Raw genomic sequence first — 20,322 nt, 5'->3', positions numbered from 1 at the left:
GCAACTTGGACCCGTCCTCCAGCTCGACGACCCTCACCATGACCCAGCGTCCGCCAGACGCATCCGCAGCGTATGTGCTGAGGTTCCCACCGCTTGTTCCAGACCCTTCGTTCAGTGCGGCGAAATCGTTGCTTCGCTTGAGAATCCCGGCCAACAGCTGCCGCACCCGTTGCCCGAGGTCGATCGCTGTCGGGGACGGTTCAATAGGACCGACAGCAATCAGCACTTCCTCCGCGCCTATCGCCGAAGCCAGCGTACCTTCCACACCAGGCGGTTCCTGCTCATCCCGCCTGAAGGGATCACGTAGCACACGCCGGAATCATCATCGATGAGATGGGCTCCGTCGTCGATGCACGAGCCCGATAGTGGCGCTCCCTTGGCGGGACCGCGCTGTACGCGGTCGGGATCGTGGTCTCGGAGGCCTACAACGCCGCCATCGAAGCCGAACTCACCGCACGACTCGGCGTCGCGTTCGCCGACCGGCCGGGGCCGGCGAAGGCGAACCGGTCCCTCGGCGAGATCGACGGCATCGACCCCGCGGTCCTGAAGCACTTCTCCGCTCGTCGCACCGCGATCGAGGCCCGCTACAGCGCCCTGCGCTCGGAGTTTCGTGCCCGGCACGGGCGCGACCCGGACCCGCAGGCCGCCTACGACCTCGCCCAGCAAGCGACGCTGGAGACCCGCGAAGGGAAGGCAGCGCCGCGCAGCCTCGACCAGATGCGCACCGATTGGACCGCCCAAGCGCTCGCCCGATTCGGACCCGATGCCCTCCAGCACGTCCAGACCGCCGTTCCCGGCGCACAGCAGCCGGAGGTTGAGGCTCGGCTGGAACCTGGGGAGATCAAGCGGCTCGCTGACGCCGTGATCGCGCGGGTCGGTGAGGAGCGAGCCACCTGGGGCCGGTGGAACCTCCACGCCGAGGCCGCACGAGCGATCCGCGACGTCGATACCGTGCTCGGTCCCGAGGAACAGCGCGAGGTGGTGGATCGGATCGTCGCTGCCGCGCTCGGGGAAAGGCATTCGATCCAGCTCGGTAGCGAGGCGCCGGTGACCGAGCCGGTGTTGTTGCAGCGCAGCGACGGCACGAGTGTGTTCAAGCGCCACGAGTCCGACCGGTACACCTCGCAGGCCGTCCTCGACGCCGAGCAGCGGCTCGTCAAGGCCGCGCAGACACCCACCGTATGGTCAGCGAGCGCCGCTGCTGTCGCGGAGCGGATCACCGGATTCGAGGCCCGGCATGGGAAGGTGCTGGATTCGGGTCAGCGGGAGCTGGTCACTTCGTTCACCACCGACGACCGGCTCCTCGCTGTCGGTATCGGTCCCGCGGGGTCGGGCAAGACGACCGCGATGCGCGCCTACAAGGAGGCCCTGGCCGCCGAAGGGCGCCGCCTGATCGGCCTCGCGCCCTCGGCGCAGGCCGCGAACGTCCTTGCCGCCGACCTCGGCATCACCTGCGACACGATCGACAAGTTCCTATGGCAGATCAACCCCGGCAACCTCCGCAACGGCCCCGAACTCGTCGCAGCGCTCCGCAGGATCGAAGACGCCCAAGGCGACCGACGCGCCGGAGGCGACGCAACAGTCCTCCCCACCTCGGTCCATGATCTCCGTCCCGGGGACGTGTTCCTGGTCGACGAGGCGTCGATGGCCGGGACGTTCAACCTCGACCGCATCACCGCCCTCGCCGGGCATGCAGGCGCGCAAGTGCGGCTCCTGGGCGATGACTGCCAGCTCGGTGCCGTCGCCTCCGGTGGCGTCCTCCGGTTGATCGCCGCTGAAGTCGGGGCGACCGAACTGCGCGACCTCCACCGCTTCACCGACCCCGCCTTCGCCGAATCGTCACTTCGTCTCCGAGAGGGTGATGCGGCCGGGCTCGACTACTTCCAGGACCGCGGACGGCTCAAGGGCGGGTCCCGGGACGCGATGCTCCATGCGGCCTATGCCGGATGGAAAGCTGATGTCGCGGCCGGGAAGTCGAGCCTGATGATGGCCTACGCCAACACCGACGTCACCACCCTCTCCGCCTGGGCTCGCGCCGACCGGATCATCGCGGGGCAGGTCGCCGAGACCGGGGTAGCGCTCGGGAACGGGCAGACCGCGGGGCGCGGGGACTGGATCGTCACCCGCCACAACCAATACGACCTGAAGTACTGCGGCGGGAAGGACTTCGTCCGCAACGGCGCCACCTGGGACGTCCTCGACACCGGCCAGGACGGGTCGCTCAAGGTCAAGTCCCGCGAATCCGGCGGCACGATGACGCTCCCGGCCGAGTACGTGGCCGAGCATGTCGAACTCGCCTACGCCGCCACCGTCCACCGCTGCCAGGGCATGACCGTCGATACCGCCCACCCCGTCCTCACCGACCAGATGAGCCGCGACGCCCTCTACGTCGCCGCCACCCGCGCCGCCCTCGCCACCTTCCTCTACGCGGTCACCCACACCGAGATCCCTGCCGACCCCGACCGCAAGTTCGACCGCCCCAAGTGGGAACCCGACACCACCGCCGCCCGCGAGATCGCCGAACAGATCCTCGCCCGCGAGAGCGACAACCTCTCCGCGACCGCGACCGACCAGCGACTCACCGCCCGATCCGGCGACCTCCACGAGCTCATCGCCCGCTACCGCACCGCCACCGAGATGGCCGCCGACCACCACTACGCCGAGCTCATCACCCGCATACTCACCCCCATCCTGGACGCCGAGCACTTGGCCGACATCGAGGCCAACGGCCGCGGCGCCCTCGCCGGGACCCTCGCGGGGGCCGAAGCCGCCGGATGGAACCCCGAACAGATCCTCACCCTCGCCACCGCCCGGGGACCCGTCGACGACGCAGGCTCGGTCGCCGCCGTGCTGATCGGCCGCATCAACGGCCACATGGAGCGCCACACCCCACCACCCGCAGGCGCTCAGCCCACCGCTGATGACCTCCCCCGCTACCGTGGGCTCCTGCACGCCCACTTCCCTGACGCCAACCTTGACGACGAGACCGCGCTCCACCCCCGGCCCGTCCGGTTCCCGGCTAACGCCGCACACTCGGCCGAGCCGACACGGGCCGCCGATCGCTACCGGACTGAACTCGCCGATATCCTCGGCTCGGAACTCGCCGAGCGTGTCGCCGCCGAGCGGGCCTGGCCCGCGGTCATCGGGTCACTACGCCGAGCCGAAGAAGCCGGCCTGTACTCCAACGAGGCGCTCCATCGCGCTGTCGCGCAACGCGACTTCGACGGCCTCGACTCCATCGCACCCAACCTCGCCTGGCGCATCGAACGCCAGACCCGCCTCATCGAACTCGACCCCACCCACACCGGCCAAGCCTGGCCCGCCCTCGCCTGGACCATCAAAGCCTGGGAAAACGCCGGCGGCGACGCCACCGAACTCATCGACGAACTCGCCCCAAACCGCACCCTCACCGGCCTCGCTCTCGAAGCCGGCCACGAACTCACCTGGCACCAACGCCTCCAGACAATCGAGCACGGACCCCACCAGCTCCCCTGGGCCGCAGCACCCGCCTCACTCCACCACAGCGACGCCGTCCCCACCGAACTCCGCGACTACCTCGACCACGTCGCCGACGCCATCCGGGCCCGCGTCGACCACCTCGCCGACCACGCCATCACCGAGCACCCCGCCTGGACCGAAGCCTTCGGCGAGGCCCCTACTGACGAGCCCACCTACAACCGCTGGCGCACTGCCATCGCCCTCGCCGCCGCCCACCGCGACCAGATGCGCATCGAAACCGACGACCCCGCCCACCCCTTCGGCCCCTACCCCGAAGAAGGCCGCGCAGGACACCACTCCTGGTGGGCTGCAGCAAGCGCCGCCCTCACCATCGACAGCCCGGACGTTCCCGCAATCGCCACCGGCCTGGCCGCGACTGCAGAACAGCAGCTCTCCATTGCCATCGCGCACGACATCTACGATGCGCTTCCCGTCACTGAACGCGAAGCCGTTCACGAGCAGATCGCATCTACCTGGGGATCAACCTGGCAGCTGATCGCCCGAGATCCGTCGGTAGCCGCGAGCCAAACCATCCTGGCCGCCGACCTTGTCCAAGTACTGTCCGATCGCGAACTGCTCACGCCCGAACTTGCTGCTTGTCTCCGAATCACCGCTCCACACCTCGAAAACAAACAGCACGAAGAGGCCCGACACACCGTTTCACCGCTTCAACAAGGTGGGAACAGTCTGAGCCTCCAGCTCACCCACAGCCAGTCGAACTCGATGACCTCTCCCCGACTTTGAGCGGGCCCAGAGCTAGTCATCGGTCGTCTCGCGGTCGGGGCTCGGCTGGATTGTGTTGGGTGCTCCAGCCGAAGAAGTCCCCGTGCGGGAGATCGTCAATCCAATATCCGTACCGGTTGCCGAGGATGGTCAACACCGATGCGGAGTCGATGGGGTTCCGGTTGAACTGCAGACCCCATCCGAGCGCGGTGGCGGTTGCCGACATTCCCAGGGCGAATTCGAGCGAGACCCGCGTGACGTCGCTGGGTTCGATAGAAGGATCGTCGGGCGCTTCAGGCCGGTGTTGTTCTTCACGGAGGTGTCGCTGGTAGCTCTCGATGGCCTCGGCAGTGTGAGTGCCGTGGCGCGCCGTGATTCTCGCGTTTATCACGAGGTTGGCAAGGGCATTGAGCAGATGCCAGTCCTTCCAGCCGTCGGTTCTGAGCTCGGAGAAGACAGCGAATGCGCTGGGATCGGCCAGGAGCCGCGGCAGGCTGTGCCGCAAGACTGGAGGCAGGTTCTCATATCGGGCCCGAACCTCCGCCAAGGCTGTTTCGGTTGAGTAGCCGGGCCCTGGTGTGGTGGGTGATTTGAGGTGTGGGGCGCACCGATCAGGGAAGTCGTCAGGGTCACCGAGCGGGGGTACGTGAACGGCGGCGGCGGGACTGCGGTAGTCGGCTCCATTGAGGTCGGCGAGTTCGCGGTATGGGCGTCCAAATTCGAGTTTGTGGGCGAGGCCAGATGCGAATGCCTGGTTCAGGAGCCCGAGGAACTCGCGCGCGGGCAGCATGGAGTGCGCGATCAGGATTTTCACCGCGACTTTCAGCAGTTGCCGTGGCCACCGGTCGACGTCGACTGGCCCTGTTGGTGCGTCGACGATCCAGCGGTCGGGGTGTTCCTGGCTGCTTTGGGCGTCGAAGTCGAAAGTGCCGGCCCCCGAGCGGGATGGTGTTCGGACCTCGATCTCGAGATCAGCAGGAAGGAAGAGCGGGTCGAGTGAGGCGAGCTCGACGAGAAGTACTTGCATTGACGCGGTGAACTCTTCTGCAGCGAGGACAGAGGTGCGGTGGTTGTCGGACACAACTCGCCATCGCAGTCCGAGGGCGGAGAATCGGGTCTGCCATTGACGGTCGGCATCAGCAAACGGGGCTGCGGTCATGTCGTCGGTGGACTCGATCCACTGTTGCTCGTCCCAGGAGGTGGTTTCGTTGGATTCGGTAATGCTCTCGTAAAGATGCTGGCCGAATCCGGCGACGTCAAGGATCTGTCGGAGCGGATCTACTAGTGCGGGCCGGTGCTGTTGCGCGGCAATGAAGGTGACTTGCTGTTGAGTGATCGCGTATTTGAGGTAGGGGAAGCGGCCGAAGTTGATCGGATCTGCGGTGTACTGCAATTGTGCGAGGAGTGCGACGGCAGTGGTCTCGGCCGAGGTGATCCAGGCGCCGGCCTGGTGGTCGTAGCTGGCGGCTTGGAAGAGGGCGCGAGGAACGTAGTAGCGATCGTGGTCGTCGGTCGACTGCATGGCGATGGCCGCGACAGCGAGGGCGTACTTCTTTGCGGCCAGGGGCATGTGGAGGTGGCCGTAGATGTCGGCGATGATGTTCATGGCATGGAGGGATTCGTGCAGGGTGTCACCGTGCCACCAGTTGATCTTGGCTTCGTGCAATTCACGGAGCGCATGCAAGAGCTGACCGGTCCGAGCTAGCTGCATTGCACGTTGCAGACACTGGTGCGCGACCTTATCGTGAGCGCCTTGAGCTGCCAGGACAGCGTCAAGACCGTCCCGGACCTTGGAGTACTGGGCGTGACCGACGAGGATCGGTGTCAGGAGGCTGAAGCGCTCGGTGAGGGCTTCGATCGGGAGCATCCGTGCGTCGGGCAGCGCGTCGACGAGTTCGACCAGTGCAGCCATGCCGCCATCGAGGTCGAGGAGTGGCATTTGCGGATGGACTGGGGGAAGGTCTCCGTAATCGAATTCTCCGACCGGAATCTCAATCTGCTCCCCTGGGGGAAGCGGATGCTCAGCAATCAGGGTGTTGTCGATCTGCAGTGCCAGCGTCACGGTGACTTCAAGCAGGATAGATCGAGCATGGTGATGCGGGCTCGCCTCCAAACAGATCCGGGTGCGCTCGCGCGTCTGGTCGATCCAGGCAGCGACTTGGGGCCACGTCAAGTTGGAAGTACCACTGACCGAGGAGGCGCTGCAGTATTGCAGCAATCGACTCGCATCCGAAAGCAACGTCGGGCTGTTCACCGAGTTCAGCTCCGCGAAGAAGTCGAGAACGTGCTGCTCGGCCGGAACCAGAGTGCCGGTGCCGCGAAGATGAGCGACGGCCAGTTCGTATCGGACACGCTGACGCATCTCAAGGTCAGGGTGACTGTTAAGAATCCGCTCAGTCAGTTGCATCCAGCCAGCGAGATCGCGACTGGCATCATCGTGGAAGGTGGCGTATCGCAGACAACGGGAGAGTTCGAGAAGGTCGCCAAATGCGCTCGGCGGCTCGGTCCGGGCTTGCCAATCGCCTCGCAATTTCACATACCACCCAGGCAGCGACGGATCGGGCTCCGGAGGAGGAGGCTGCAGTTCCGCAGGCAGGTGGAGGTATTCCTCTGCGATCCAGTAAAGCTCGGGGTCCGCGAGCAACTCAGACAGGGCTGCACCGTCCACGATCTCCAGTTCAACTCCGTGCTCGGCACGAACCTCGTCCTGAACCTCATGGCGAATGCCGGAGGCAAGCCCCTCAGAGGTGAAGAAGTAGACCTGGTCGACCGGGGTGCCCTGGGAGCAGATCGATTCCACATCGCTCTTGATCTTGGTGCGAAGATCCTTTGATCGGAGGGTGCAGGCACATGCAACGGTATCTTCAGTTGCCAACGCGAGGAACCCGACGGAGAACGGAAGCTCGTCTTTCAGATAGGTCCTGAAAGTCTCAAAGTCCCTGCCCTGATCGCCCTTCGCTGAGACCGGCCCTGTTGCCGGGATGACATTGCTGACGAAGCGCGCCTTAGTCACATACCGACACAGATGCTCGAACTCATGATGAGCGTTCTGACTGCCCAGATCGTGCAATCTGAAACGAATGAACTGAGCGAGTTGTTCTGGGTTCGCCACGGGATCGTCCTCAAGAGGTGCGGGAGGAGCCGCTAATCGGCGGCTACCGGTTAAGGTTAAGCACCACGCTAACGCAATGCTCCGACAAGCACAGTTCGCGCGTCGAGCTGCTCGCGCAGAGTGGTGCCGTCGGCGATCCGCTGGTACTGGAGCCGTTCGGTGAGCTCGATCTCCAGGGTCAGGGTGCGGAGGACATCGGCGAGGGAGGCGTGGAGGAAGACCACGCCGTCGTCGGCGAAGACCCAATGATGCTCGATGACCGCGTTTGTCCGAGGCGGATGGGCCGATGAGGTCGGCTCCGGTGGAGCAGGGGTGGCGAGGTGCGGCAGGGCAGGCGCCGGCCTTCTGACGGCAGCACTCCTTTCAGTGATGCAGATCCACAACAGAGCCCGTGCGGCGTTAAGATGTGGCACTGAATCGGCCAGGCCGCACCGGTCGCCCGATTCCGGACTGGCCGAAGGAGTTCGCTCATGAGCCGCCACAGCAATGGCTCGAACACGGAACAGGGTGCGACGCTGTCGCTTCTGACGCTCACGCCGGCATTTTCCGAGGCCGATCACGGGCTTTACACCGATGCCATCACCGTCAAGCTCCAGGAAAAAGCGGTCCGAAACATCGCCCTGACCGGCAGCTACGGGACCGGCAAGAGCAGTGTCCTCGACCAGGTTGCCGCGGACTACAAGGGCAAGAAGGCCATCCAGATTTCCTTCGCCTCCCTCGGCATCGCCAAGGCCCATCCCGCTCCAGGCGTCGAGCCATCGCCAGCCGACACAATCACCAACCTAATCCAGAAGGAGATCGTCAAGCAGCTGCTTTACCGCGAGGATCCCGTGCGGCTGCCCGGGTCACGGTACCGACGAATCAGCGGCCTCCGACCCTGGCGCGAGGTCGGAATCGCCCTCGCCCTCGGCCTGCCGCTTTTCCTCCTGTTCGCCCTCGCCGGCTGGACGGACAAACTCTTTGCCTTTGCGCAACCAGATCTGGGCCGATGGGACCATCTCTTCGTCGCGCTGAGCTCGGTCAGCTTCATCCTCGGACTCCGGCTGCTTTTTCACAACCAGATCCACATCGATCAGATCGGTGCCGGATCGACGATTATCTCGCTCTCCACTCCGACCTCGACCTACTTCGACGAGTACCTCGACGAAATCGTGTATTTCTTCGAGGTCACCAAGCTCGACCTGGTCATCTTCGAAGACCTCGACCGGTTCGAGGACCCCCACATCTTCGAGACGCTCCGGGCACTCAACACGACGCTCAACGGCGCCAAACAACTAGGTGGCCGCACGATCCGCTTCATCTACGCGATCAAGGACAGTATCTTCGACCAGCTCGGCTTCGCCCCGAACATTGGTGCCGATCAATCTGAGCCCAGCGTGGCCGCAGACCGGGGCGACGCCGCCGCCGGAGAAGTTGCCCGCGCCAACCGCACCAAGTTCTTCGACCTCGTTATTCCCATGGTCCCGTTCATCACCCACCGAAACACGCGCGACCACATGTTCCGCATCATGAAAGACCTCGACCATAAGGTCTCCCTGGAGCTGTTCGACCGCACCGCGCGTCACGTCGCCGAGATGCGACTGCTCAAGAACCTCCGCAACGAGTTCGCCGTGTTCCGCGCGAAACTCATCGGCACCGACGGCAGCGGACTCGACCTCCAGGACGATCAGCTCTTCGCGATGGTCCTGTACAAGAACACACACCTGTCCGACTTCGAAGCGATCCGGTTCGGCACCAGCCTGCTCGATCAGCTCTACCGCATCGGACGAGACCTGGTACGCAAACACATAGCCCGACTCGACTCAGAGGCGACTGCCGTCCGCCAGCAGCTCCAGCGTCTCGACGCCGCAACTGAGAGGGCAACCAACCTCGGCGACAGGCTCATCGCTGACCTGAGTCGCACCGCTCGCCGACTCCTGGGAACGATTAGCAACTATCAGTTCGAAGGCGCGGTTGTCAACGAGGACAAGCTTCGTTCCCCCCAGTTCTGGGATCGGTTTCTCACCGGGACCAATCCGCTGATAGCAATAACGAATCGCGGTACCCAACTCCAGGTCGCACCCGAGGACGCTTCGGAAGTTCTCGATGGCCCCGTCGCCCTAACCGACTGGGACAATGATGCTCGCGAAGCATTGACGGTGCGCCTCATCGACATCAAGCAAAGCCGTGACCACCTACTCCATGCTGACATGCGTGAACTCGCGGCAATGACCGACCTCACCATCACCTACAACAGCGACCAGATGACCTTCCTGGACATCGCCAAAGTTCTCCTGCAGTCCGAACTCGCCGTCGAACTCATGCAGCACGGGTATCTCAACCGCGACTTCACCCTCTACACCGCGACCTACCAGACCGAACGCGTCGGTCCCAAGGCCGCGAACTTCATCATGCACCACGTCGACCCGAACGTGATGGACGAGCAGTTCGACCTGGACCCCGACGATGTCGAGGCCGTACTTCGCGAACGCGGCAGCAGCATCGCGAACCTCGCAATGCTCAACATCGCCGTCTGGGACTACCTCCTTGCCAACGAACACCCCCTCATCGGCAAGTTCGTCACCTGGTTGCTCGACTCCGGCGAGGCACGGCACCGTTTCCTCACCGCCTACCTTGCCGGCGGCAAACACCAAACCGAACTGATACGCGAACTCACGGCAACCTGGACCAACATCTTCTCGTTCCTCGTCACCGACCTCAACGCCGACGAACCGACCCGACAGGCGTACTTCGATACCGCCCTGGGATCGCTCGCCTCCGAGATCCACTACCGCACCGACACCGCAGTCCGCGAGTACCTGGAACAGCACTATCCCGAGTTCACAACCCTGACCACCCACGACCTCACCGCCGAGTCCAGCGAAGCGCTCGCTGAGTTCATCAGCAACGTCGACGCTTCCTTCCCCTCGCTCGCGCCGCTGTCAGAACCAGCACGAAAGATCGTCGTCACCCTCCAACGTTTCCCCGTCACCCGGCAGAACCTGATCACAGCGCTCTGGAAGCCACAGCACCTGACGCTCGACGAAATTCATGTCAGCAACCGGTACGTCTACGTGCACGTGCTCGACCACCTCGAGGCCTACCTCAACAACGTCCTCGACCAGGACGAATACCGTCTCGCACTCAGTAGCACGCCTTCCTACATCACCGTGCTCGAAGACCTCGCCGAGCGCAAGTCACCCCACCTGGCCACTGTCATCGAACGTTCCGCACCCGGCTGTCAAAACCACTTTGTGACGGCATTCCCCGAGTCCGCCTGGCCATTCCTGGCAGCCGCACATCGCTTCCCCGCCACCTTCGCCAACATCACCGCCTATGTGGAGTCCATCGGTGGAATCGATGCCGGACTCGGTAGCCTCCTGACCGCGGAGAAGCAGATCAGCACAGACGGCGAACCCGAGGAGGAACGAGCCGCGCTCGCGTATCTAATCCTCGCCGCTCGGTCAGCGATCCCCGATCCCCTGGTGAGGGTCCGCCTCGTCGTCAGCCTCAGCCTCCAACACCGCCTCGTACCCGACCAGATCGAACCAGAACCCGGAAGACTCATCGGCTTGCTCATCAAACGCCGCATCATCGAGGACGACGCCGCGACCTTCGCTCTGACGCGCGACACCGACTGGGCGACTAGGGAATTCGCGATCACCACCTCCAGCGCATTTGCGCACTACTGCTCTCCAAACGAGATTCCCGAGACCGACCTCCCTATGCTGCTGGAAAGCAAGCAAGTTGCTGGGAGTATCAAAGCTGACATCATCACGGAGCTACGCTCGTTCACTCCCACGAATCGACGCGACGCACTTGAAGCCGCTGCCCGCTACGCGCGAAAGCACAACATCCTCCTCCCACTCAAGGAGATCCACCGCATTGCCGTCGCTTCCGGCTCCGCACCCCTGGTCCTTCCCTTGCTCGAACCTCAACTGGATCAGTGCTCGCTATCGGACCTCAAGCCGATCCTCGCCGCCCTTGAAGGCGAATACGACCAGATGACCTCCGCCAACGGGCGACGCCTCAAGCTGCCACTCACACACGCCGTAATAGAACTTGCGCACCGCTTGCAGGCGCTCGGACCCGTGAGCACCGTTGACCCCAATGGTTCGGTGCTCAAGGTCAACATGCGCCGCTCATGAACCCGTCTTTGCCTGGCAGGCGTAACAACTCAGCAGCGAGGTTGGGGACTTTTGAAAAGCCTGCCACGACACAAGCCACAATAGTGACCTGAAACACTGAATCAACGTCTAGCGTTTTTGTGGGTGCCGGGGAATCATGGTTTATCCGAGCAACGAACGAGCAACAGGTATGGAAAACCCGACTCCCTCTTTCGAGGAAACCGGGTTTCACCTGGTATTTCGTGGTAGCAGGAGTCGGATTTGAACCACCGACCTCCAGATTATGAGCGTGGCTCTCCCGGATCGCCTTGAGTGCTTGACCGCTTCTGTCAGGTAGCTCCGTCCTCTCCCCCGTACAGACTGCGGATGATGGCTTGGAGTGCCTGGAATGCCTCTGCTGGGTCAGGGGCGCTGCTGGCGAGGTCTGCGAAGGTGCGGTTGAGGTGGCGCCAGAACGCCGTCGCATCGTCGGTGCCGGGTGGGGTTTGAAGGAACCAGCGGTAGCCGCGCGGGCGCGGTTCCAAGCCGGCTTCAGCCAGGTGCTCGTCGATCGCATCGTCGATGTCGCGCTGGTCCTCGTGAGTGCGGGGCTCTTGCGAGGTTTCGGTTGCGCCGTCGCGCTCCTGAATGGTGTGCACCCGGTAGTCGCCGGGATGCAGCGGTGTGCGGCGGACGCGTTCGGAGTCGGCGGCTGCGGCGATGAGTGCGCCCCAGCCATTCTCAGTCAGTTCCAGGTACTCCCTGCCTTCAATGCGTACGAATCCTCGTGCGTCGGCTTCCGGGAGCTTGGTGATGACGGGGGCGTCGTGTTCGGGTGTGCTCATTGGGTGTGCTCCTGTGCCCGGTCGGGGAAGTAGCAGTTGTCGTCGCCGTAGCAGTTGAAGGTGAGGGTCCGGAGGGTGTCCATGCCGTACCGGGAGCCACCGGCGTCGAACTGGCCGGAGAGCTCGGCATAGTAGGGGTTCGAGTTGTTTAGGCGCTCGCCGTTGATGGTGCGGCTCTTCCAGGAGACCGCGGCTGGCCCAATGGCGGGTTTGAAGGAGCTGGAGCCGCATATGGAGTCGGGCAGATTGTTCTTGTCCTCGCGGCAGGTTAGGTTCAATCCGACGTAGGCGATGGCGGGGCCGGTGCTCCAGGCCAGGTTGATCGTCCATTTCGCTTGGCGGCCGTTGAGGTTGGTGTTGACGTTGACCGAGAAGGTGCCGATGACGCCGTCCTGGTTCCCGTAGGCGGCATCGGCACGGGAAGAGGCGAGGTAGGCGGACTTGACGCGGTGGCAGACGTTGCCGACGCACCAGGTGTCGTCCTCGTCCCGATCGGGAACGCCTGAACTGGGGCCGGTGCACACCCAGTTCGCTCGGTGTTCACGCAGGGCCCGGTCGATGCACGATTGCAGCGATTCGCCTCCGGTGGCGGGACTGGCGTTCGCGACCGCCGGTACCGGTGCGGCAAGCACGCACGCGAGCGCACTCACGATGAGGAGCGGCAGCAACCTAAGAGTCCTCAATGCTCACACCTTTCGGCAGGTACAAGGGTCTTGACCATAGACGCCGCGCCCGGCTCGAAAATCGGAACTGGAAGGGTTTCGCGGTGTCGTGTCGCCGACAGCCATTGACACACCTTCCTGCCCGTGAGTTAACATGCGGAAATATCGCAATGTCGCACATTCAATAGGGAGCACGCATGGCGAGGAAGACGCAGGTCGTCCTGATCGATGACATCGACGGCGGCAAGGCTGACGAGACCGTCAATTTCGCACTCGATGGCCAGGCGTACGAGATCGACCTCTCCGATGCGCACGCCAAAGAACTGCGGGATGCGTTGGAGGAGTTCCAGGAGGCCGGCACCCGACTCGGCCGCTACAGTCTCGGTGCCGCGCGAGGGCCCGTCCGGCAGGCGTCCGAACCACGGCGCGCCTCAGCTGATCGCGACCAGAACAAGGCGATCCGGGAGTGGGCCGAAAGCGCCGGCAAGACCGTCGCGCCCCGTGGACGCATCCCTCAGGCGATCATCGACGAGTACAACGCCGCCCACAACTGACCTGCAGCAAGGACCGGCCTCGGCAGCTCGCCGGGGCTGTTTTCACGTGGGCGGACCAGGATTCAGCCCGTTGGAACGAAGTCGACAAGCAGAAGCATTGCGGCCCAGAAGGACTCAACGAATCCAACTTGACTGCGACCGAGGTCACATTGAATGAGGCTTTCCAACAGCAGCGTGCCGGTGGATCCTGGTTGATCTAGAGCAACGAATGAGCAACGGGAGCCGAGAGCGCCGTTTTTCTCAGTCGAGGGCACCGCGAATGACCTGGGTTTTTTGAGTCGGGACGACAGGATTTGAACCTGCGACCCCTCGCTCCCAAAGCGAGTGCGCTACCAAGCTGCGCCACGTCCCGGTTTGGCCGCTGCGCGGCCTTCGCAAGGGTACAGCACTTCGGCGCGGGGGCGCTGGTCGGTGTTCGGGGTGGGGTGGTGGGGGTTGAGCTGGGGCGGGAGGTCAGATGGTGGGGGCGGCGGGGCCGTTGAGGAGGCGTTTTGTCAGCTTGGCGACGATCATCCAGACGAGGAGGACGAGGGGGAGGCTGAGCAGGCCGAAGAGGACGACGAGGGGGATGAAGGCGCCCCAGTCGCCGGCGCCCGCGGCCCAGGCGCGGGGTTCGGAGTAGCCGGTGAAGAGCGTGGAGCGGCCGGGCATGAAGCGGGCTTCCACTCGCTGGCCCTCCTCGCAGCGGCCCTCGACTTCGATGCGGGCGTCGGTGGCGGGGCCGCCGTCACCGGGGGTGAAGGTGCCTCGGCAGACCTGTTCGTCGCTCGTGTCGACGGCCGACTCCACGGTGGCGGTGCCGGGGGTTCCGGCGGTGCCGTGGGACGCCTTGTAGCCGTCGATCAAGGCCATGGTGTTGGCGTACAGCGCAAGCGGGAACATGGCGAGCATGAGGACGGACACAGCGAGGAGCAGCGCGACGATTGCGGGGTGGGGACGTTTGGAGTCGTCGCCCATGGTCGGCTCCCGAAAGTAGGTCGGAACGGTCCGTCACAGGATGCACCGGCGGGGCAAGCACGTGGTCGGAGGGTCACGCGGATTTCGCCGGGATCGCGGCAACGCACGCGAGTCGGGCACGCGTAATTGGTGCGGCCGGGGCGAGGCGCCCCGGCATCCCCACGAAAGGACGACATCGTGCCGAACACGAACGAGCCGTTGGGAACCCGCATCCGCCGCGTGCTGGCGGCGGGCGGTGCGCTGACGGCGGCCGCCGCGGCGGCCGCGGTCATGCCGGGGCAGGCGGCGGTCGCCGTGCCGGAGGAGGACGCGTGCGTGCTCCAGGAGCTGCCGATGCCGGAGGACAAGTACTTCAGCATCGTCACGGGCATGAGCGGCGACGGGTCCGTGGTCGCCTACCGGGCCTACCCGGCCGGGCTGGAGACCTACGAGCGCTACCCGTACCTGTACGAGGACGGCGAGGTCACCGAGGTCCCGATGCCCGGCGAGGACCAGTCGCTCAGCGGCGTGAACGAGGACGGGGTCGCGGTCGGATCGGCCTGGGTCGACGGCGGCATCCGGCCCTACGTCTACGAGGACGGCGTGCTCTCCGAGCTGGCCGCGAACGACGGCGGTGCCGCGAACGACATCAACGACGACGGCGACATCGTCGGCATGAACGGCCAGGACGTGATCGTGCCGGTGGTCTGGCGCGAAGGCAAGGTCAAGCCCGAGGCGCTCCCGCTCCCGGAGGGCGCGAGCAGCGGCAGCGCCAACGCCATCGACGACGAGGGCAACATCGCCGGGGGCGTCAACTACGACGACGGGACCCACGCGCCGTACGTGTGGCACGCCGACGGGACCGGCGAAGAGCTGGCGCTGCCCGACTGGGTCGACCCCGCCGCGGTGATGGCGTTCTCCACCAACGACATCGCGGGCGATTGGGTCGTCGGATACCTGCTCACGAGCGAGGAGGAGAACGCGGTCCGCTGGAACCTGGAGGACGGCACCGTCGAAGTGCTGAAGCTCAACTACGCGCCCGCGATCAACGGCGACGGGCTCACGGGCGGCGCGAGGGACCCGGAGGCCGCGGTCGTGGACGCGGACAGCGACCTCACGTTCCTGCCGGGCCTGGTCGATCCGGCCCAGAACTGGTTCGGGGACATGGTCTCCGAGGTGAGCGAGGACGGCGACCGGCTGGCGGGCCAGGTGTTCGCCGGTGAGGACGAGGCCGGGAACCACATCCTGAAGGCCGTGCTCTGGGAGTGCGACTAGCGGAGGAAGGGGCCGGGTCCGCCGCGGCGGGCCCGGCCCTCAGTCGTCCCCGTCGCCGCAGCGGCGGCGGGCGCACAGGATCGGGTGGAGCAGGTGGGCGAGGTCGTGCTGCCCGGCGACGGGGCGGGCGAACTCCAGGCGCATCCAGCGGCGCCGCTCGGCGGAGTCGGGGTCCGGATTGAGGTCGAGGACGATGCCGTAGCGGTCGAGCCGCATGGCCTGCGGCGAGCAGTGCGCGAAGGCCGCGGGGTCGTCGAGGAGGCGGCGCAGGTAGTCCTCCAGCTGGGGCAGGTGGTGGTCGGCGAGGTCGTGGAGGAGGTCCTGCTCGCATTCGTGGAGCGGATCGGGCTCGGCGGCGGCGTACGCGACGGGGTCGAGGATCTCGGTGGCGCCGCCGCGGTTGAGGGTGATGCGCGACGGTTCGAGGCGGTGGATCGCGACGCGGTCGCCGGTGTCGGAGCCGACGTCGAAGAGGTCGGCGTCGGCGCTCGACGCCGCGTATTCGAGGACGGCCGAACGGGTCTCGCGGGCGGGCACCTGGTGCAGCGTGCCGACGATGCGGACGCGGCCGAGGCTGGGGGCGCCGAGTCGGGGCGGCACGTCGTCGACGGTGAGCGACAGGCGGACCGGGCCGTCGGAGCGGGCGAGGCGGGTGGCGAGTTCTTCCCCCGCGGGGGCGAGGAGCAGCGGGCGCCCGAGGCGGTCGGCGGCGTGGCGGATACCTGCGACGGGGAGGCCGCCGAGGTGGCCGTCATCGAAGCGCACGAGGCCGGGCAGCCGTCCGCGGGCCAGGGTGCGGGCCGTCTCCGCAGCCGATGGGCGCATGGCGCCTCCTTCCGTCGGGACCGTGAGGTCAGTGCCGTGAAGTTAGCTGAGCCTACATGAATTTAGGTTTGCCTAACAAGTACCTCCCGGGGAGAACCGGCCACATGGCTGAAGCGGCCGGGCCGCGGCCGCGGCGAGGATTGCCGTATGGACACCACCCCGCCCCTCCAAGCCCACCACCGTCGCGAGTGGATGATCGCCGCCGGGCTCATCCTCCTCGCGCTCGTCCCCTCGATCGCCGGGGCGTTCCGCATCGGCGAGATCGCCTCGGGCGCACCGGAGACCGACGCGAACGCCCGGTTCATGCAGATGCCGCTGCCGGTCGTCATGCACATCCTCGGCGCGCTCGTGTACGCCATCATCGGCGCGTTCCAGTTCCTGCCGTGCCTGCGCCGCAGGCGCAACGGCTGGCACCGCTTCGCCGGGCGGTACCTCCTCGTGCCGGCCGGGATCATCGTCGCGTCCACAGGGCTGTGGATGACCGCGTTCTACGACGTGCCGCCCACCGACACCGGCCCGGTCGCGTTCTCGCGCTACGTGGTCGGCACCCTCATGCTCGCCTTCATCGGCCTGGGGATCGCCGCCATCGCACGCCGCGACTACGTCGCGCACGGCTCGTGGATGATCCGCGCGTACGCGCTCGGCATGGGCGCCGGCACGCAGGTCCTCACCTCGGGCCCGGCGCTCATCATCTTCGGAGACCCGGACGCGCTCATGCGGCTCGTGCAGATGGACGCCGGGTGGATCATCAACGCGCTCGTCGCGGAATGGGTCGTCGCCCGGCGCCGCCGGGCGCTGCGACTCGAAGCGGTCCCGGCATGAACCGGCTGCGGCGCATCGCGATCGGCGCGTGGGCGCGGCCCCGGGCGGTCGGAGGCGAAGGCCCCAGGGCCCGGGACGCGATCCTGATCGCGGGCGTGGCCCTCGTGTCCGTGTTCGAGGGCGCGGTGCGGCCCGACCTCGAATGGCCGCTCGCGACCGCGCTGGTGACGATCGCGATCCTCCCGGTGCTGCTGTGGCGCCGGTCCGCGCCGCTGGCGAGCGTCGCGGTCATGACGGCGTCCACGTCGGCCTTCGCGCTCGCGCACCGCATCGCGGGGATCGAGCCGAACGCGCTGGTGGCGACGTTCGCGTTCCTCACCGTGCCGTACGCCGTGTTCCGCTGGGGCGCAGGACGGGACCGGGTCGTCGGCGCCGCGGTCGTGACGGCCGGGTTCGTGTTCACGAGCCTCCTCGGGAGCGACCCGGTGGCCGACCTCATCGCCGCGGTCGCGTTCATGGGCGGCGCCTGCCTCATCGGGGCGCTGCGGCGCGAGCGCGTCGAGTCCCGCGCCCGACAGGCGGACTCGGTGCGCTCGCGGGAGCGGGAGGCGCTCGCGCGGGACCTGCACGACACGGTCGCGCACCACGTCTCGGCGATCGTCATCCGCGCGCAGGTCGCGTCCGCGGACCCGGCGCAGGTCGCGGAGTCGCTGCGGGTCATCGAATCCGAGGCGCAGGCGGTGCTCGCGGACATGCGCTCGCTCGTGCGCACGCTCCGCGCCCCCGCGGGCCTCGCGCCGACGCCGGGCCTGGAGGAGCTGGCGCGCCTCGCCGACCCGGGGCCGCCGCCGGTGGACGTGCGGATCGACGCGCCCGTGGCGATCCCGAGCATCGTCGCCTCGACGCTGTTCCGGATCGCGCAGGAGGGCGTCACCAACGCGCGCAGGCACTCCCGGGGAGCGAAGGGGATCGAGGTAGTGGTCGAAGTGGACGATGCGGCGGCGCGGGTCACCGTCGCCGACGACGGCGCGCCGCCGCGCCCGGCCTCGGGCGAAGGCCATGGGCTGCAAGGGATGGCGGAGCGCGCGGCGCTGCTCGGCGGCGAGACGAGCGCCGGGCCGGGCCCGGACGGCGGCTGGACGCTGCGCGCGTCGGTCCCGCTGCGGGGTGCGGCATGATCCGGGTGCTCGTCGCCGACGACCAGGAGCCCGTGCGCACCGGCCTGCGGCTCCTGCTCCAGTCGCTGCCCGATGTGGACGTGGTCGGCGAGGCCGCCGACGGCGTCGAGGCGGTGCGGCTCGCGCAGGCGCTGCGCCCCGACGTGGCGCTCCTCGACATCAGGATGCCAGGGCTCAACGGGATCGAAGCGACCTCGCTGCTCGCCGGGGCACGGATCGCCGAGCCGATCGCGGTCGTCGTCATCACCACGTTCGACCTCGACGAGTACGTGCACGGCGCGCTCCGCGCGGGCGCCAAGGGGTTCCTGCTCAAGGAGTCGGGCCCGCAGCTCATCGGCGAGGCCGTGCGCGCCGCCGCGAACGGCGACGCGCTCATCTCCCCGCAGGTCACCGCCCGGCTCCTCGGCGAGTTCTCGCGCCCCGCGAAGCAGGTGCGGCAGCCGAGCCCGCCGCTCACGGCGCGGGAGGAGGAGGTCCTCGCGCTGCTCGCGACGGGCCTGACGAACACCGAGATCGGCGAGCGGCTCTACCTCTCGCTCGGGACGGTGAAGACCCACATCGCGGGCGTCCTCGCGAAGCTCGGCGTGCGCAACCGGGTCGAGGCGGCGATGTGGGCCTACGAGACGGGCCGCGTCCCCTAAGACAGCGGCTCGCCGGTCTCCAGGAGCGACTTCAGGCTCGACAGGAGCGCGGGCCAGCCCTCCGAGACCATGTCGCGGGCGGTGCTCCCGTCGGGGAAGCCGTCGTGGACGACCGTGAGCTTGACGGCGTCACCGGCGGGTTCGAGCTCGAAGCGGACCTTCGAGCGCGGCTCGGCGGCGAGCTTGGCGAGCACGTCCTCGGCGACGCCGGCGCGCGCGGCCCATTCGGGCGTGAAGGTGTGCCACGTGTACGACAGGCGCCGCGGCGGGTCGTATTCGAGGACCTCCTGGCCCGGCGCCGCGGTGGTCGCGCCGCCCTCGGCCCACGCCATCGGCGAGCCGGGCGTCCAGTCGGTGTCAAATGCGACGCCCCAGTACCGGGTCGTGAACTCGGGTTCGGTCAGGGCCTGCCACAGCCGTTCCGGCGTGGTCCTGACGTGCGTGACGTAGACGAAGTCGTTGCTGCTCATTGCCCCTCCAGCGCGGTCGACCGCAGCAGCGTACCGGCGGCGCGCGGCCCGATGGCCCGTTCCGCGGAATCGAGCTATCCTGGAGGCGGACGCGGCCCTGGGCCGACGCCCCGGACGAGTTCGCCGTACCCGGTCACGACAAGACGGCGGAGCAGATATCAGCGCTCGTCTTGGAGGTGCCGCCATGGCATGGGTCGTCCTCGTTCTCTCCGGAATCCTCGAAACCGTCTGGGCCGCCGCGCTCGGGGCCTCGTCGGGCCTCTCGAAGCTGCGGCCGAGCCTGCTGTTCTTCGTCGCGCTCGCCGGGTCGATGGCCGGGCTCGCCTACGCCATGCGCAGCATCCCGATCGGCACCGGCTACGCGGTATGGGTCGGCATCGGGGCGGTCGGGACTGCCGTGTACGGCATGGCCGTCCTCGGCGAGCCCGCGACCGTCCCGCGGATGCTGTGCCTGCTCCTCATCGTCGCGGGCGTCATGGGACTGAAGTTCCTGCACTAGGGCGGCGTCAGAACGCGGTGTCGATCGTCGGGGCCGCGAACGCGGTCAGGGCGAAGGCCGCGGCGAGCAGGCCGAGGCCGATGCCGCGGGTGCGGCGCGGGCCGAGGGGCAGGGCGGCGATCACCAGCAGGACGATGGCGATCAGGTAGAACAGGGCTTGGAACGCGGCCATGGAGGGCTCCTCACGTCAGGGCCGACCGGGGTGTCGGCCTGCGAGGGAGGTACCCGAAATGGATCGATGAACACCGATTCTCGAC

The 20,322-nt window shown here is 66.7% G+C and carries 15 protein-coding genes, 1 tRNA gene, 2 pseudogenes and 1 riboswitch; of the genes and pseudogenes, 9 read left to right on the top strand and 9 right to left on the bottom strand.

The annotated features are described in order from the left end of the window. Positions 1-378: 378 nt before the first annotated feature. Together WA640_RS07610 and WA640_RS07605 are read left to right on the top strand one after the other, a co-directional pair. Positions 379-732 (top strand): annotated as a pseudogene (locus WA640_RS07610) (relaxase domain-containing protein); the annotation flags it as partial. Continuing rightward, the gene (locus tag WA640_RS07605; RefSeq protein WP_335987555.1) at positions 718-4,242 is read left to right on the top strand and encodes an AAA family ATPase; all 3,525 of its coding nucleotides are present in this window, start codon (positions 718-720) and stop codon (positions 4,240-4,242) included. The pseudogene WA640_RS07610 and the gene WA640_RS07605, both read left to right, overlap by 15 nt. Positions 4,243-4,258: 16 nt before the next feature. Here WA640_RS07605 and WA640_RS07600 read toward each other — a convergent pair whose 3' ends face one another. Together WA640_RS07600 and WA640_RS07595 are read right to left on the bottom strand one after the other, a co-directional pair. After that, complete coding sequence (locus WA640_RS07600; RefSeq protein ID WP_335986953.1) at positions 4,259-7,333, bottom strand: hypothetical protein; 3,075 nt, start codon at positions 7,331-7,333, stop codon at positions 4,259-4,261. A gap of 68 nt (positions 7,334-7,401) precedes the next feature. Continuing rightward, complete coding sequence (locus WA640_RS07595) at positions 7,402-7,557, bottom strand: hypothetical protein (protein ID WP_335986952.1); 156 nt, start codon at positions 7,555-7,557, stop codon at positions 7,402-7,404. Positions 7,558-7,803: 246 nt separating this feature from the next. Here WA640_RS07595 and WA640_RS07590 point away from each other — a divergent pair, with 246 nt between their 5' ends. Then, positions 7,804-11,460, top strand: coding sequence for a YobI family P-loop NTPase (locus WA640_RS07590; RefSeq protein ID WP_335986951.1), 3,657 nt, complete (start codon positions 7,804-7,806; stop codon positions 11,458-11,460). Between the two features lie 308 nt (positions 11,461-11,768). Here the strand turns inward: WA640_RS07590 and WA640_RS07585 are convergent, their stop codons facing one another. Next, positions 11,769-12,263 (bottom strand): DUF5956 family protein, encoded by a 495-nt coding sequence (locus WA640_RS07585; RefSeq protein ID WP_335986950.1) that lies wholly within the window; start codon positions 12,261-12,263, stop codon positions 11,769-11,771. Next, positions 12,260-12,931, bottom strand: coding sequence for a hypothetical protein (locus WA640_RS07580; protein ID WP_335986948.1), 672 nt, complete (start codon positions 12,929-12,931; stop codon positions 12,260-12,262). Before WA640_RS07580 ends, WA640_RS07585 begins: the two co-directional genes overlap by 4 nt. A 191-nt stretch (positions 12,932-13,122) precedes the next feature. Between WA640_RS07580 and WA640_RS07575 the strand changes: the two genes are divergently transcribed. Next, on the top strand, positions 13,123-13,479 hold the full coding sequence (locus tag WA640_RS07575; RefSeq protein ID WP_335986947.1) for a histone-like nucleoid-structuring protein Lsr2: 357 nt from the start codon (positions 13,123-13,125) through the stop codon (positions 13,477-13,479). A 278-nt stretch (positions 13,480-13,757) separates the two neighbouring features. On the opposite strand, the gene WA640_RS07570 is transcribed toward WA640_RS07575, so the two are convergent. Next, positions 13,758-13,831, bottom strand: a tRNA-Pro gene (locus tag WA640_RS07570). A gap of 101 nt (positions 13,832-13,932) precedes the next feature. Further along, positions 13,933-14,436, bottom strand: coding sequence for a hypothetical protein (locus WA640_RS07565; RefSeq protein ID WP_335986946.1), 504 nt, complete (start codon positions 14,434-14,436; stop codon positions 13,933-13,935). A gap of 177 nt (positions 14,437-14,613) precedes the next feature. Here WA640_RS07565 and WA640_RS07560 point away from each other — a divergent pair, with 177 nt between their 5' ends. After that, on the top strand, positions 14,614-15,690 hold the full coding sequence (locus tag WA640_RS07560; protein WP_335986945.1) for a hypothetical protein: 1,077 nt from the start codon (positions 14,614-14,616) through the stop codon (positions 15,688-15,690). Positions 15,691-15,729: 39 nt separating this feature from the next. On the opposite strand, the gene WA640_RS07555 is transcribed toward WA640_RS07560, so the two are convergent. Beyond that, positions 15,730-16,515: a hypothetical protein gene (locus WA640_RS07555; protein ID WP_335986944.1), complete on the bottom strand. Its 786-nt coding sequence runs from the start codon at positions 16,513-16,515 to the stop codon at positions 15,730-15,732. Between the two features lie 147 nt (positions 16,516-16,662). On the opposite strand from WA640_RS07555, the gene WA640_RS07550 reads away from it, so the two are divergent. Genes WA640_RS07550 through WA640_RS07540 form a run of 3 tightly spaced genes read left to right on the top strand, consistent with a single transcriptional unit; the run spans position 16,663 to position 19,096 of the window. Then, positions 16,663-17,337 (top strand): DUF2306 domain-containing protein, encoded by a 675-nt coding sequence (locus WA640_RS07550; RefSeq protein ID WP_335986942.1) that lies wholly within the window; start codon positions 16,663-16,665, stop codon positions 17,335-17,337. After that, positions 17,334-18,455, top strand: coding sequence for a sensor histidine kinase (locus WA640_RS07545; protein WP_335986941.1), 1,122 nt, complete (start codon positions 17,334-17,336; stop codon positions 18,453-18,455). Before WA640_RS07550 ends, WA640_RS07545 begins: the two co-directional genes overlap by 4 nt. Next, positions 18,452-19,096: a response regulator transcription factor gene (locus WA640_RS07540; RefSeq protein WP_335986940.1), complete on the top strand. Its 645-nt coding sequence runs from the start codon at positions 18,452-18,454 to the stop codon at positions 19,094-19,096. The genes WA640_RS07545 and WA640_RS07540 overlap by 4 nt, the downstream gene beginning before the upstream one ends. Here WA640_RS07540 and WA640_RS07535 read toward each other — a convergent pair. Further along, positions 19,093-19,566 (bottom strand): annotated as a pseudogene (locus WA640_RS07535) (SRPBCC family protein); the annotation flags it as partial. The gene WA640_RS07540 and the pseudogene WA640_RS07535 sit on opposite strands and share 4 nt — an antisense overlap. A gap of 87 nt (positions 19,567-19,653) precedes the next feature. Next, positions 19,654-19,719, top strand: a riboswitch (guanidine-III (ykkC-III) riboswitch). Between the two features lie 31 nt (positions 19,720-19,750). On the opposite strand from WA640_RS07535, the gene WA640_RS07530 reads away from it, so the two are divergent. Next, positions 19,751-20,065, top strand: a complete 315-nt coding sequence (locus tag WA640_RS07530; RefSeq protein WP_335986938.1) for a DMT family transporter — start codon at positions 19,751-19,753, stop codon at positions 20,063-20,065. Between the two features lie 7 nt (positions 20,066-20,072). Here the strand turns inward: WA640_RS07530 and WA640_RS07525 are convergent, their stop codons facing one another. Beyond that, positions 20,073-20,237, bottom strand: a complete 165-nt coding sequence (locus tag WA640_RS07525) for a hypothetical protein (RefSeq protein ID WP_335986936.1) — start codon at positions 20,235-20,237, stop codon at positions 20,073-20,075. Positions 20,238-20,322: the final 85 nt, after the last annotated feature.

Source organism: Glycomyces sp. MUSA5-2 (genome assembly GCF_037034145.1).
Taxonomy (GTDB): domain Bacteria; phylum Actinomycetota; class Actinomycetes; order Mycobacteriales; family Micromonosporaceae; genus Glycomyces; species Glycomyces artemisiae.
The sequence above is the reverse complement of the archived record's forward strand: the minus strand, read 5'-3'. Positions and strand labels throughout refer to the sequence as shown.